Below are 13,794 nucleotides of genomic sequence, written 5' to 3'. Positions count from 1 at the left end.
TCGCGCGCCGCTCGGCCTTCTCGCTGCCGAGCTTGCGCCGCGGTCGAGACGTAGCGGCCGCCGAGATCCTGTTTACGGTTTCGGGGTCGGGCCAGCACAATCAACAAGCGCGGATTGATGCGGCGGGTCGACTTAGCGAAGGCGGGCCAATGACGACACGGCAGGATCGAAAGGCCAAGCGGCGCAGCTTGATGCAGCACCTCACGGCGCTGTGCGTGCGCTACGTCGAACGCTTCATGCCAGATCCGTACCTGTTCGCGGTCCTGCTTACCGTCATCGTGGTTGCGTTGGTCGCGCTACTGGTCCGGGGCGCAACGCCGAGCGGCGTCCTCAACGCCTGGTACGACGGTGTCTGGGGATCGCAGAACATCTTTACCTTCGCGTTCCAGATGGTGCTGATCCTGGTGACTGGTTACACGCTCGCCGAAGCGCCACCGCTGAAGCGGGCGATCGTATTCGTCGCCAGTAAGCCAACGAACCAGATTCAAGGCGCTCTGCTGTGTTTTAGCCTGAGTGCCGCATTGTCGCTGCTGAATTGGGGGCTCGGTCTGATGGCGGGCGCCCTGGTCGCTCGCCAGGTGGCGAAGCGACTCGAGGGCGTGCATTTCGGCTACCTCATCGCAGCCTCATTCATGGGCTTTATCGTCTGGACCCAGGGCCTGTCGTCGTCGATCGCGCTGGCGAACACCGACTCCAAGAGCCCAATCAATGTGATTCACAAGATGACCGGAATCAACGTGCCGCTGCGGCTGACGATCTTCCAGCCCTACAGCTGGGTGGCCGCGGCGGCGGTACTGGTGCGGCTGGCCATCGCGATCCGGCGCATGGAGCCGGCGCGTCGCCTCGAGCCGGACCCCGCGGTCTTCGCGGACGAGGAAACGCCATCGGACCCCGCCACAGGCCACCGGACGTTTGCTGACTGGTTGGAAAACCTGTGGATTCTCAACGTGATCGTCTTTGTCGCGGGACTAACATACTTCTGGCTAAGTGGTTTTGCGCTGAACATCTCGTCGATGATCATGCTGTTCACCGTGACGGGAGCGTTGCTACATCGCACGCCAATTCGCTTCATCCGGGCGTTTTCCGGCGCGGCCAGAGTGTCGGGCCCGCTGCTGCTGCAGTATCCGCTGTACGGCGGGATCATCGGGCTTCTGGGTTATCTGCCCTCGCAAGCACCCGCGGGTTCGGGCAAGCCGCTGCAGACGGTGCTCGCCGAGGTGCTGGTCAGCGGCGCGAACCAGTACACCCTCCCTTTCCTGACCTTCGTCGGCTCGATCATCATCTCGCTGTTTGTGCCCTCCGGCGGTGGACACTGGGCGGTGCAGGGGCCAGTCGCGGTCGACTCGGCGCTCGTGCTGGGCCAACATTCGCCGGCCTACCTCGGACTGATCTCAATGTCGGTGGCAATCGGCGAGGCGGTTGCCAACATGATTCAGCCGTTCTGGCTGCTACCACTGCTGGCAATCGCGAAACTCAATGTCCGTCAGGTAATGGGATTCACCATCATCGCCTTCCTGATCGGTTCGGTGGTCTCCAGCGCCGCCGTCCTCATCGCGCCGCACATCCTATGAATCGATCAACTCCGGCGCCTACCAATGCACTGACATGTGCTCCCCTGGACTCATTACTCGGCTGCCGGTGCGGCGGGGACACGCCGGCAGCTGACGGCCTGGCCTAATTTGTGGGGTACCCGACCTAGACGACATAGCGGAACCTGAGCAGCATTGAGCCCATGGCCCGCAAGGTGGTTATCGTCGGTTTCCCCGGGGTCCAACCGCTCGACGTGGTGGGACCGTTCGAGGTGTTTGCGAGTGCATCCCTGCTGAGCGAGGGCGGTTACGACGTGGCGCTCGCATCGATCGACGAGCGTCCGGTGGCCACCGGAATCGGCTTGGAATTCATGACCACGCGGCTGCCAAACCCGAGTGCGCCGGTAGACACCGTTGTGCTCCCCGGTGGCGGTGGCGTCGATGCCGCACGCGACAACGTGGCGCTGATGGACTGGGTCAAAGCCGCTGCGGGTACTGCACGGCGCGTTGTCACCGTGTGTACCGGCACATTTTTGGCCGCCGAAGCGGGGCTGCTCGACGGTTGTCGGGCCACCACACATTGGGCCTTCGCCGACCGACTGGCTCGTGAGTTTCCCGCCGCCGACGTCGATCCTGACCCGATCTTCATCCGCAGCTCCCCGAAGGTGTGGACTGCCGCGGGAGTGACGGCGGGTATTGACCTCGCGCTCGCCTTGGTCGAGGGCGATCACGGCACCGAGATCGCCCAGACGGTTGCCCGCTGGCTGGTGTTGTATCTGCGTCGCCCCGGCGGCCAGACGCAGTTCGCGGCACCGGTGTGGATGCCACGGGCCAAGCGGCCTTCGATCCGGGACGTGCAGGAGGCGATCGAGGCCCAACCGGGTGGCCCGCACAGCATTGAAGAGCTGGCCCATCGGGCGGCGATGAGTCCCCGCCATTTCACGCGGGTATTCACTGGTGAAGTTGGCGAGGCGCCGGGCCAGTATGTCGAACGCGTCCGCACGGAGGCCGCGCGACGACAGTTGGAAGAGACCGAGGACACCGTCGTGGCAATCGCGGCCCGCTGCGGGTTCGGTACCGCTGAGACGATGCGGCGCAACTTCATTCGCAGGGTTGGCATCTCACCAGACCAATACCGCAAGGCCTTCGCCTGACCGGAAGGGAGAATACCGATGCCCCAGTTCGCTTTCGTTGCTTACCCGGGTTTTACCGCTCTGGACATGATTGGCCCGTACGAGGTATTGCGCAATCTCCCCCACGCCGAGGTGCGTTTTGTCTGGCATGATCCCGGACCGATCACCGCCGACTCGGGGGTGCTGGTGCTCGGCGCCACGCATTCGCTGGCTGAAACTCCTGCGCCTGATGTGGTCGTGGTTCCGGGTGGCCCGGCTACTCCCGTGCATGCGCGCGATGAGAAGCTACTCGACTGGCTGCGCCAAGCCCATCGGAGCGCCAGCTGGACTACTTCGGTGTGTTCGGGCTCGGTAATCCTGGCCGCGGCCGGCTTGCTCAAAGACCGGCGCGCGACTTCACACTGGCTGACCATCCCGGCGCTGAAGGCGTTTGGCGCGATTCCGGTCGCTGACAAGCGAATCGTTCAGCAGGACAACATCATTACGAGTGCTGGCGTGTCCGCGGGACTGGACTTGGGGCTGTGGCTGGCCGGGCAAATCGGTGGCGAGAGCCGGGCGAAAGCGATCCAGCTGGCCCTCGAATACGATCCTCAGCCGCCGTTCGATTCCGGTCACATGTCGAAGGCATCGGCGAGCACGAAGGTTGCCGCGACGGCGCTGTTGTCGAAAGATAGCGCCACGCCGGTCAACTTGAAGGCCGCCACCATGTTGGCGTGGCAGCAGGCGCTGGCGGCGGCTCGGGCGCGACGGCGCAAGCGCCAGCCGGTTGACTCGACGCCGTAGCGGACCCGGCCCGTCTTCGCGCGGTCGCCATTGCTCCAGCGACGCCATTTCCACCTTCACGCCTCCGGCTGGGGATAGCTGGGACAAAACAGCGGTGCATCACCGAGGAGTAAGACGGTAAGGTACAGCCCGGTTGCCCTGACGACCATGCCGGCGCCGAAAATTGCTGGCAGCCGGATCCATTCGCGGCCCCGTATGAATGTATAGCTGAGCACGAGGTAGAACCCGCCGAACAGCAGCGCCGAAACAAACCCGACGGACAGTTGCACAAAACGAGGGTTGGCCATCATCAGCGGATCGGCACCGCCTATCTGAGCGTAGAGGAGCCGTGCTGCCGGGTTGTGCGAATGCGGATTCGGGCGGCCAACCATGTTGGCGGTATCGATCACCAACGATGTACATGCGAACGTTGTGAATGCGACGACGAAGAACCAGTCATATCGTCGCTCGCGCAGCGGGATCGACAACGATGGGGCATCGTGTCGACCGGTATGGTCAGGCCCGGCGGGCCTGGTTGTCATGCTCCGAATGGTAGGCGGGTCACCCTTGGGTGTGGATGAATCCACCACGGACAGCGGCCCCGCACCGATGTTGGGGTGCGGCCGTATGGTCTGGTCTATGGGACAGATTGTGTTCGACACCGCGACGACTCTCAACGGCTGGATCGCCGACGAAAACAATTCGCCGGCTTGGCTGTTCGCGGTCGACCAAGGCGGACTGCCCGAAAGCGGACTGGTTCCGACCGAAGCGACAGTCATGGTGGAGGGCTCGACAACCTACCAGTGGGTCATTGAGACGGAGAGCATTCTCGACCACCCCGAGAAGTGGCAGCAGTTCTATGGCGACAAACCAACATTCGTCTTCACTACACGTGAGCTGCCCGTCCCCGCCGGCGCAGATGTGCGGTTCGTATCCGGCTCAGTCCTCGATGTGCTGCCGACGATAGAAGAGGCCGCGGGCGCCGGAGACATCTGGGTGGTCGGTGGCGGAGACCTTGCCGGCCAGTTTCTCGATGCCGGCGCCCTGGATGAGATCAGGTTGTCCGTTGCGCCCGTAGCCTTGGCCGGCGGAGCGCCGCTACTCCCGCGATGCATCGGGGCCGATCGGCTCCGCCTGGTTTCGGCCGCTGCTCATGGGCAGTTCGCCCGTCTTGTCTACACCGTCACCTCACCAGAGTGACCCCCTACTGCCATGAAGTCCCCGGGCAGGTCAGTCCCGACGGTCCGACCCCGTAGCTCGCGCGCCGATGATCCGCTCTGCGACCTCGGTGAACGCATCGCGCACCGCGACCGGCTGTTCGATCCAGGGGAAGTGCCCGGCCTCGGCGATGACGCGCCGGATCACGTTGTGTGCCTGGAAGCGCTCGGTTTGCCACAGCGACTGCGTAACGATGCGATCGGCCGCGCCGCTGACGATGAGCGTCGGTAGTCTGGTCGGCCACCAGGCCAACCGGTAGCTGCGATCGAAGTCCGCGTCCGACCATTGCGTCGCACCCGTGTTGTAAGGCAGCCGGGCCAGCATCCGCGCGCCCCTGGCGACGCTATGTTCAGCGAAGTTCCAGGGCGCCGACTCGACGGTAACGGCGCGAAGATTCTCCGGTGTTTGATCGGATTGGTAGCGGGCCATCGCCTGCTCGACGCCCGGCAGCCAATTGTTGCGGGTCATCTCCTCGAAGGCCGGCATCCACGAGGCATCAGGAGCGGTGCTGATTAATACCGGCCCCTCGAGCACTGCATCCAGCGCGGGCGTCGACAGCAGGTACTCGCCCCCGGTGGAATGCCCGACAAACACGGGATGCGGGACTTGTCGGGCCGCTTCCGCGACAACCCGCGGCCACAGACGATAGGGATCCTCGGAGGCACCCGGCGCATTGACGTTGGAGCCATCGCCGGGAAGATCGACCAGCCAGCAGGTGCCGGGGACATCGACCGTGTCGACCAGTTCGTGCAGGCTCTCGGAGCCGATTCCCGGGCCACCGGGCAGAAATAGCCAATTGAGGTCACCGGCGCGAGCGATCCGGCGAATCAGGCGTACCCCGGATCGGGTCCACTGGACGTGGTGCATGTGCGCGTCGGCCCAGCCGGGTTGCGGCAACCTAGGGCCCGGGCTGCAGGATCTGGTCGGAGGCGAGCTGGCCGCCGGCCAGCAGCCAGGCAGCTATCACCCGTGGCGCATCCCGGTCGGGGTTATAGATGTCTTCCTCGCTGCAGAACAGGCCGTCGCCGGCGTAGACGAGTCGAGTCCAGTTCGGGAACCAGAACGGCTCACCGTTTGGATCGGTCGGGTGGTCAAGGCTGTTCTTGATCATCAGGACAACAGCATCGTTGTCTTGGTCGTAGGCGGTCCAATCCGAGGGAAAGCGCATATGCGGGAAAGGCGCCATGACCGCAACGATCCACTCGCGCACCGCCTCGCGGCCATGGAAGACCCCATAGTGGTGTTCGGTGTAGACGACATCCTCGGTGAACAAGTCTGCGAACGGTCGCCAGTCGCCGGAGGCTGAGCACCCCTCGACGACGGTGGTGTAGTGCCTGACGGCTTGTTCTATCTCGGCCTTGGTGAACCTGCCCATACCGGACACACTAGAACGTGTTTCGGTTGGAGGTCACCGTCTGAAGGGACTGGCGAATGAGCGTGTTGGATCTGTTCGACTTGAGCGGCAAGCGCGCCCTGATCACCGGGGCGTCCACCGGCATCGGAAAGAAGGTGGCGCTGGCCTATGCCGAGGCCGGGGCCCAAGTCGCCGTTGCGGCAAGGCATTCCGATGCGCTGCAGGTGGTTGCCGACGAGATAGCTGGGGTCGGCGGCAAGGCGCTGCCTATCCGCTGTGATGTCACCCAGCCTGACCAGGTCAGGGGCATGCTCGACCAGATGACCGGCGAGCTGGGTGGGATCGACATCGCCGTCTGCAACGCCGGCATCGTCTCGGTGCAGGCGATGCTGGACATGCCACTCGAAGAGTTCCAGCGCATTCAGGATACGAACGTGACCGGTGTCTTTCTCACCGCACAAGCGGCAGCCCGGGCGATGGTCGATCAGGGCCTTGGCGGAACGATCATCACGACCGCGTCGATGTCCGGACACATCATCAACATTCCTCAGCAGGTCAGCCACTACTGCACGTCCAAGGCGGCGGTTGTTCATCTGACCAAAGCCATGGCCGTGGAGTTGGCTCCGCACCAGATCCGGGTGAACAGCGTCAGCCCGGGCTACATCCGCACCGAGCTCGTTGAGCCATTGGCGGACTACCACGCCCTATGGGAGCCAAAGATTCCGCTGGGACGAATGGGCCGGCCCGAAGAACTCACCGGCCTCTACCTCTACCTAGCCAGTGCGGCTTCCAGCTATATGACCGGCTCGGACATCGTGATCGACGGTGGGTACACCTGCCCCTGACCCCGAATCCGGATGCCGCTCGGCTCGCTTTGCAATGAACCACGCATTCAACGAACCACGCACGGGCGCCCGAAAAAGGTTCGTACTCCGGGAGAGAACAGGGCACGCAGGTGTTTGCCGGCCGGCCGCACCCCGCTGGCCGCGGTGAGCTCATCGTCGAGTTCGAGGATCTGGGCCGAGTGCAACGGCCACGATCCGTGCTCGTTGGGCATCCACCGCGTCCGTCCCCCATGGCGGGTGTGCGCTCCCCAGCGCGCGGTGAGCCAAGTCTCCAGCGGAGTCGGTTCAACCGCGTCGCCCACGCGGATCGTCAGCAGGCTGCGCAGGCCGCGGTGGGGCCAGCGCCGCACGCTTGCATAGCTCAGGCGCTGGCCCGACCATGTCATCTGCATTTTCGCCCAGGTGTAAGGAATGCCCATCCCAATCCGGGTGACGGGCACAACGGCCAGCCGGGCCGTTTCCAAGGAACGGAACAACACGCCGTGGCGCCCGGAGTCATCGATCGAGTAGAGCCGGATGTTGGTCTCCAGAAACCTGCCGAAATATGGGAGCGGGAGCGCGGTGCCGATCTTGGTGCTGGTCATCGCGAACGGAACAAAGCCCAGATATGTCAGACCGTCGGCGAAGATGTCGGGACGAGTGCCGAGCGGGTACATGTGCGCGACGCTGTCCGGCAGCACGGGCCAGTGGACGAAGGTCAGGTCACTCCAGCGCTGGTCGAAGGTGACGGGGCGCGGCAATGGCGGTGGCGTCACCGGGTATCCGGCAAGGGGGTCGCAGTGGCTGGAATCCGATTCTGGGGGCTCGGTACGACAGTCATTTCACCATCGTGGCAGGGTCGGTCCCATCCAGCGACCCCGAACCCGCAACGCGGCGATCAACGTTGCAGCGCAGGGTATTACGAGCATCAATCCGTCTAGGATCCACCCAGGATCCACTGTTGTGCTTGTTCGACTTGGCCGGCGGGAAAGTGGCGCACCTCAGCCGACACGAAATGCGATGTCAGATGCTCGGCGACATCCCCGAGGTGGGAGTCGGTAACGACGGCGATTTTCTTCACGTGCTTCTGATGGTCCCGAATGAAGCGGAAGTGATTGACCATCGCTCCGAAACTGTCCCAGCCGGGGAAGGACGGGGCGTTGAGAATCAGCCCGGCAAGATCGCCGGTCGCTTCGATATGAGGATCCACCACTTCAGCGAGCTTGACGAAATCTTCCTTGTCCAGCGCCGTTTCGGGCCGTACGTGGAGAATGGAATGTTCGGTGTCCAAAGAGAAATCGATCATGAGGGCTCCTAGGCTCCTAGGCGACAGTCGGCCGCGAACTGTCATGCCGTCATGATCGGCTACCCCGGTGCTGGCTGGTTAGAGGCCAAAGTCACCGGATTGGGCGAAGCCGGGATCAAGCTTGCAGATGGGGTTTCGGAGTGATCTTGAGGGCGTAGGCAGGCCAGACGTCCAATCGGTCGGGGAACGTCACGTTGATCCGGTCGTCGGCACATTCATGTTCGAGGGTGCCACCGCCGAGTAGCTCGACCTTGGTATCCGAAGTGCCGGTGAGTCCACGCAACCCGACCCGGGGTTCGCCGGGGGCCTGCAGGAACGTCACATACACGGCGTCCTCTTTTTGGGTGAAGCGCAGCGGGGTTCCATCTGTAGCGGTGGCTTGCGCGGTTGCCCACGGGCGGGTGTTGAAGTAGGCGTCGCCGGTCACGTCGAGCCACGCGCCGAAATCGGCGAGCAGCTTGGCCTGCAACTCGGGGATGGTGCCGTCCGGGTAGGGCCCGATACCCAGGAGCAGGTTTCCGTTCTTGCTCACCAGGTCGGCGAAGCCGCGGGCGAGGTCGGTGAGGGTCAACATCTGGTCGGGACCCTCTTGGCGGTTGTTTCCGAACGAGTTGCCCACACCGCGGGTCGATTCCCACTTGTACGGTTTGATCTCGTCGTACTGGGCGTACTCCGGGGTGCGGAAGTCGTAGTGGAAGTTGGTCGGGAAGTCCAAGACCCGAACCCGGTCGGGCAGCAACCGCCACAATGCGTTGGCCAGACCGAGCCCGCCCATGACCAGTGGCTCCATTCCGGGGACCCTGGGGAGCTGCAACTGCGCCCACCGGTCGTTGATGACACCGTCGGGCACCTGGTTGTAGTAATGCGCGAACAACTCGGCCAGGTTCGACTTGGGTGGGTAGCCGATGTCGTTCCACAGCACAGACGGCTGGTACCGGTTGATGAGCTCGCGGATGTGATTGTCGGCGTACTGCGCATACTCGTCGGTCTGTACGAGCGAGGATGCCATCCCCGGTAGGTCGGTGATGACGGTCGGGTTGAACGTCCAGTCGTAGCCACCCGAGTAATAAAGGCCCATCTTCATGCCCCGGTCGTGGACCGCGCTGGTCAGGTCTCCGACCAGATCGCGGCCGGCATGCCAGGAGTCCTTGTGCGGGTAGGGATGCCGGCTGGGCCACATGGTGAATCCGCCGTGGTGCTTGGTGGTGAGCACCACGTAGCGGGCGTTGGCCCGGACAAAGAAATCGGCCCAGGAGTCGGGATCGAACTGCTTGACCGCCTTGTTGAACATCGGCTTGAAGTCGTCGTAGGTGAAGTTGGAGCCGTAGGTCTTGAGGTGGTACTGCTGCGACGGGCTGCCGGGGATTCCGATGGTGTTCTGGTACCACTCGGCATAGGGGTTGTGCTTGAGCCAGTACGCCGGCCCCCTGGTGGCCATCAACTCTTGGGTGTCGGCCTCGAGTGGGGCCCACCCCGGCACCGAATAAAGACCCCAGTGGATGAAGATGCCAAACTTCGCGTTCTCAAACCAGTCGGGCACACGATGGGTGGCGACCGAGTCTTTGGTCGGCTGGTATTCGGGCACTCCCGCACCCTACTAGCACTATCGGCATCGTGCCTGGTCCCATCGTGGTTGTCGGCGGTCACCCCGCGCTGCGGCGCCGGCCATCAACAACCCCGATGTGTGGAAACTCGGACGGCCCGGAATATACCCCAATGGGTATTTGTTGAACGGGCTGAGATACGCGAAAGGATCATCACGATGACCATCCCCGACACCCCGGCCCCAGCCGCAGTCATGCCACGAATCGGCGATCCGGCTCCGGAGTTCACCGCTGTCACCACACAGGAGCCCATCAATTTTCCGGCCGACTATGCGGGCAAGTGGGTCATCTTCTTCTCTCATCCGGCCGACTTCACCCCCGTATGCACAAGCGAGTTCATCACGTTCGCGTCGATGCAGCAGCAGTTCGCGTCCTACAACACCGAGTTGGTCGGACTGTCCGTGGACGGGCTCTATAGCCACATCGCATGGCTGCGAACGATCAAGGACAAGATCAGTTTTCGCGACATGCACGATGTGCAGGTCAACTTCCCGCTCATCGAGGACGTCTCGATGGAGATCGCCGGCAAGTACGGGATGATCATGCCTGGTGAGGACTCGACCAAGGCCGTACGAGCGGTGTTTGTCATCGATCCCACCGGCACGATCCGGGCCATCATCTACTACCCGCTCAGCCTCGGCCGCAATTTCGACGAGCTCCTTCGCGTGATCAAGGCCCTGCAGACTGCCGATCACTACGACGTCGCGACACCGGCGGACTGGCGCCCGGGTGACCCGGTGATCGTGCCCCCCGCGGGCTCGTGCGGCACGGCGAAAGAGCGCATGGAAGGTCAGGTCGACGGCGTTGAATGCGAAGACTGGTTCTTCTGCACCAAGGAACTCAGTGCTGAGACCGTCGAGTCGGCGATCACAGCCGGTGCCCAACCGTGACGGGCGCCGGCATCGGTTCCGAAAAAGCCGCGGGCCAGATGGGTGAGACGACCATGGACGAGTCAGCGAAATGCCGAGAGCCAGCCGGCCCGCGCCGGAGCGGGAGCGCTGCGGCCCCCGCGAACGCAACGAACACGCCCCCCCGCGCCGAGTCGGCCAACATGTCGGGAAGTACCCGACGATGACCCCTATGACTTGGGGTGCCAACCCGCTGCCGAGCTGGGTCCTGCGCCGTCCGTCGCCGACTGAGCACCAAGCGGCCCTAACTCGGCATTGGCGGCGTTCCTCATTCGGCGACGGGCACGGGCTGCGGCTAGCCGGATCCCCCGGATCCCACAGCTCCCAATGGATTTGCTTCAAAAGGGATCTGAGGGCTACTGGCAGGTCCGCCGAGGGGCTCAGTGGCCGGCGCCGGCCAGGCCTAGCCGCGTTCCCGCAGAGTCACCGCGGCGTTCTTGGCGTCTGTTGCCAAGGTCTCGGTGTCGGCGGTGCGCAACTCGCCGTCTTCGACGACGGTGTTTCCACCCACCAGGAGTAGCCGCAACGGCGCAGGCGGACCATAGATCAGCGCCCATACCGGGTCTTCGACATCGGAATGGCCGAGCCCGTCCAGCTGCCAGAGTGCGATGTCGGCCAGCTTGCCGACCTCGAGGGACCCGAGGTCTTGGTCGCGGCCCAGGCACCGGGCGCCGCCAACGGTCGCCATCCACAAGGCCTCGCGCGCGTCGAGCGCCTGCGGGCCCAGTCGGAATCTGGCCGCCAGCGCGGCCTGGCGCATTTCGTTGGCCAGCCCACGGTGTTCGGCGCCGGCGCCGTCCACGCCCAATCCGACCGCGACATCGGCGGCCAGCAGTTCGGGGATCGGGGCGATCCCCGCGCCAAAGCGGTCATTGGAGGTCGGGCAGTGGGCTACCCCGGTTTCGGTAGCGGCGAGCTTGGCGATGTCGCCCTTGGACAGGTGCACGCAGTGCGCCATCCAGACGTCACTTCCCAGCCAGCCCAGCGATTCCACGTAATCAACTGGCCGGGAACCGAATTGGGCGAGACAAAACTCGTCTTCTTCGACGGTCTCCGAAAGATGAGTGTGCAGCCGCACCCCAAGGTCGCGGGCCAGCAGCGCGGACTGCTTCATCAATTCACCGGTGACCGAAAACGGTGAGCAGGGAGCAAGGGAGATCTGCACCATCGAGCCCTTCGTGTGGTCGTGGTGCTCGCGTACGGCGTCTTGGCAGGTGGTCAGGATCGTGTCGATGTCTTCGACGGTGTGCTCCGGCGGGAGTCCCCCCGATGCGACGCCGAGGTCCATCGAGCCGCGGGTCGGATGAAAGCGGACGCCGATGCGCTTTGCTGCGGCGATCTCCGCGCCCAGCATGTCTCCCCCGGCATGCGGGAAGACATAGTGATGATCCATGGTCGTGGTGCAACCGGTCAGGGCGAGCCCGGCCAGCCCCGCGCTGGCGGCAGCGAACTCCAGCTCAGCGTCCAGGCGTCCCCACACCGGATACATCTCGGTCAGCCACTGAAACAAGGTCCCCTTCTGGGTGTAACCACGGGTGATCCACTGATAGAGGTGCTCGTGGGTGTTGACCAATCCGGGAGTTGCCAGGCAACCGCGTCCATCGATGACAGTTGCGCCGGGGACCTCGGGCGCGGGTCCATCGCCAACCGCGACGATCAGATCGTCCTCGACGATGATGTGGCCTTCGGAGAACTCGGCGGCCTTGGGGTCAACGGTTGCTATGGATACGCGGTCGATCACGAGTTTGGGCACGCGACACTCTAACATCAGCGTGAGCAGAATGATTGACATGGGAGGGGTCTACGTAAAGTTGACACGACCAGCTCGAACATGCTCCAGCGGTGCACAATTGGTTCGGCCGTACCAATTTGGATTCCAATTTCGGATTGTTTTCCGGTCGGCGTGGCGCCATCGCGCTAGGGTTGAGCCGAAGTTCACCGGCCTGAACCGATTGTTGTTGGTGGGAACAGTTGTTGACGGGAACAAACGATGACACCTGAGCGGTCCGTGGCCATGGCGATTCGGCTGGGCGGTGTATCGGTTGGCGCCGGCCGGGCAGGCGGGCACAACCACGAGTTGCGATATTCCGACTCAACCCCAGGCGATGTCCGGGGCCGTAGCGCGAACGAAGGCAGCTGTTGATGGGACAGAAGGCGCCCGGCGGCGACCGGTCGGGGTCCTACCGTGCGGTCGAGCCACGTGACAACGCGGTGACCGTGATCATCGGTCAGGCAATACATTCCGGTCGCGAAGACGACTACGTCGCTTGGCAGCAGAAGCTTCACAAGGGGCTTTCGCACTATCCGGGCTACCTCGGCTCCGAGCTGCGGCCACCCGGCGGGGCGCAGTCCGAGTGGATTGCCGTCTATCGCTTCGATTCGGCTCCAAACGCGAAAAGTTGGTTGGACAGTTCCAGCCGCCAGCTCATGGTCAGTGAGGCGGCGGGGATTTTTGCGGGACCAGCCAGCTGTCAGGTGATCGCACGCAGTACCGAGGCTGATGACTCGCTGATGACCGTCGTTGTGTCGCACCGGGTTCCCGAAGAACGGGTGGATGAGTTCCTGGCTTGGCAGAAGGACATCGTGGCAGCCGAAAGCAAGTTCGCGGGCTTTCGCGGTGCCGAGATGTTCCGCCCGGTCGCTGGCATCCAAGACGAGTGGACAATCTGCTATCGATTCGACACCGCCGAGCATCTGGATGCCTGGCTGACGTCGGAGGCGCGCAAGCAGCTCATGCACCACCCGCACTTCCGGGACTACAAGATGCGCAAGATCGATCAGTCATTCGGCAGCTGGTTCGTACTCGGTGACGAGACAGCCCCGCCACCTTCGGATTTCAAGACTTCGGTGGCGGTGTGGTTAGGGCTCTACCCCACCGTGGTGTTGTTGACGATGCTGCTCAGTCCGCTGCGCATGCCACTGTGGTTGGGGATGCTGGTGGGCAACCTGTTGTCGAGCTTTGTGATGAGCTACATCACCATGCCCTACTACAGCATGCCGATCATCGGGTGGTGGCTCAGGCCGAAGGCCCGCGCTCGTCAGCCGCGTACCAACGTCGGCGGAATGCTGTTGGTGGTGCTGGTCAACGGGGCCTGGGCCGTGGTGTTCTACCTGGTTACGGTCCGGCTTTGGCACCCATAGGCTCGCTATTGCTTT

The 13,794-nt window shown here is 63.6% G+C and carries 14 protein-coding genes; 7 read left to right on the top strand and 7 right to left on the bottom strand.

Going from position 1 to position 13,794, the window contains the following annotated elements; genetic code table 11:
- The first annotated feature begins 149 nt into the window (after window positions 1–149).
- The 3 genes from CKW46_RS14960 (at window position 150) to CKW46_RS14950 (ending at window position 3,445) form a co-directional block, all read left to right on the top strand.
- The gene (locus tag CKW46_RS14960) at window positions 150–1,571 is read left to right on the top strand and encodes a TIGR00366 family protein (protein ID WP_482053418.1); all 1,422 of its coding nucleotides are present in this window, start codon (window positions 150–152) and stop codon (window positions 1,569–1,571) included.
- Between the two features lie 161 nt (window positions 1,572–1,732).
- Entirely contained in the window at window positions 1,733–2,683 is a 951-nt protein-coding gene (locus tag CKW46_RS14955; protein WP_117436905.1) for a GlxA family transcriptional regulator, read from the top strand.
- 18 nt (window positions 2,684–2,701) lie between these two features.
- On the top strand, window positions 2,702–3,445 hold the full coding sequence (locus tag CKW46_RS14950; protein WP_012394556.1) for a DJ-1/PfpI family protein: 744 nt from the start codon (window positions 2,702–2,704) through the stop codon (window positions 3,443–3,445).
- Window positions 3,446–3,501: 56 nt separating this feature from the next.
- Here CKW46_RS14950 and CKW46_RS14945 read toward each other — a convergent pair whose 3' ends face one another.
- Entirely contained in the window at window positions 3,502–3,912 is a 411-nt protein-coding gene (locus CKW46_RS14945) for a hypothetical protein (RefSeq protein WP_238559593.1), read from the bottom strand.
- Window positions 3,913–4,063: 151 nt separating this feature from the next.
- On the opposite strand from CKW46_RS14945, the gene CKW46_RS14940 reads away from it, so the two are divergent.
- On the top strand, window positions 4,064–4,624 hold the full coding sequence (locus CKW46_RS14940; protein ID WP_117436906.1) for a dihydrofolate reductase family protein: 561 nt from the start codon (window positions 4,064–4,066) through the stop codon (window positions 4,622–4,624).
- A gap of 30 nt (window positions 4,625–4,654) precedes the next feature.
- Here CKW46_RS14940 and CKW46_RS14935 read toward each other — a convergent pair whose 3' ends face one another.
- Together CKW46_RS14935 and CKW46_RS14930 are read right to left on the bottom strand one after the other, a co-directional pair.
- A complete protein-coding gene (locus CKW46_RS14935) occupies window positions 4,655–5,509 on the bottom strand; it encodes an alpha/beta fold hydrolase (protein ID WP_117436912.1) in 855 nt (284 codons plus the stop codon).
- 31 nt (window positions 5,510–5,540) lie between these two features.
- On the bottom strand, window positions 5,541–6,017 hold the full coding sequence (locus CKW46_RS14930; protein WP_015355597.1) for a nuclear transport factor 2 family protein: 477 nt from the start codon (window positions 6,015–6,017) through the stop codon (window positions 5,541–5,543).
- Window positions 6,018–6,073: 56 nt separating this feature from the next.
- On the opposite strand from CKW46_RS14930, the gene CKW46_RS14925 reads away from it, so the two are divergent.
- The gene (locus tag CKW46_RS14925) at window positions 6,074–6,841 is read left to right on the top strand and encodes an SDR family oxidoreductase (protein WP_012394551.1); all 768 of its coding nucleotides are present in this window, start codon (window positions 6,074–6,076) and stop codon (window positions 6,839–6,841) included.
- A 47-nt stretch (window positions 6,842–6,888) separates the two neighbouring features.
- On the opposite strand, the gene CKW46_RS14920 is transcribed toward CKW46_RS14925, so the two are convergent.
- From CKW46_RS14920 to CKW46_RS14910, 3 genes are all read right to left on the bottom strand, one after another.
- Window positions 6,889–7,596 (bottom strand): YqjF family protein, encoded by a 708-nt coding sequence (locus tag CKW46_RS14920; RefSeq protein WP_499017928.1) that lies wholly within the window; start codon window positions 7,594–7,596, stop codon window positions 6,889–6,891.
- A gap of 161 nt (window positions 7,597–7,757) precedes the next feature.
- Complete coding sequence (locus tag CKW46_RS14915; protein ID WP_015355594.1) at window positions 7,758–8,126, bottom strand: SpoIIAA family protein; 369 nt, start codon at window positions 8,124–8,126, stop codon at window positions 7,758–7,760.
- A gap of 115 nt (window positions 8,127–8,241) precedes the next feature.
- Window positions 8,242–9,711, bottom strand: a complete 1,470-nt coding sequence (locus CKW46_RS14910; protein ID WP_482053310.1) for an alpha-L-fucosidase — start codon at window positions 9,709–9,711, stop codon at window positions 8,242–8,244.
- A 177-nt stretch (window positions 9,712–9,888) separates the two neighbouring features.
- Here CKW46_RS14910 and CKW46_RS14905 point away from each other — a divergent pair, with 177 nt between their 5' ends.
- Window positions 9,889–10,620 (top strand): peroxiredoxin, encoded by a 732-nt coding sequence (locus CKW46_RS14905; protein ID WP_117436909.1) that lies wholly within the window; start codon window positions 9,889–9,891, stop codon window positions 10,618–10,620.
- Between the two features lie 421 nt (window positions 10,621–11,041).
- On the opposite strand, the gene CKW46_RS14900 is transcribed toward CKW46_RS14905, so the two are convergent.
- Window positions 11,042–12,391 carry an 8-oxoguanine deaminase gene (locus CKW46_RS14900; protein ID WP_482053309.1) on the bottom strand — a complete coding sequence of 450 codons (1,350 nt, stop codon included), beginning with the start codon at window positions 12,389–12,391 and terminating at the stop codon, window positions 11,042–11,044.
- Window positions 12,392–12,780: 389 nt separating this feature from the next.
- On the opposite strand from CKW46_RS14900, the gene CKW46_RS14895 reads away from it, so the two are divergent.
- On the top strand, window positions 12,781–13,779 hold the full coding sequence (locus tag CKW46_RS14895; RefSeq protein ID WP_117436910.1) for an antibiotic biosynthesis monooxygenase: 999 nt from the start codon (window positions 12,781–12,783) through the stop codon (window positions 13,777–13,779).
- Window positions 13,780–13,794 lie beyond the last annotated feature (15 nt).

It is taken from the genome of Mycobacterium liflandii (assembly GCF_022354805.1).
GTDB lineage: Bacteria > Actinomycetota > Actinomycetes > Mycobacteriales > Mycobacteriaceae > Mycobacterium > Mycobacterium marinum.
The sequence above is the reverse complement of the archived record's forward strand: the minus strand, read 5'-3'. Positions and strand labels throughout refer to the sequence as shown.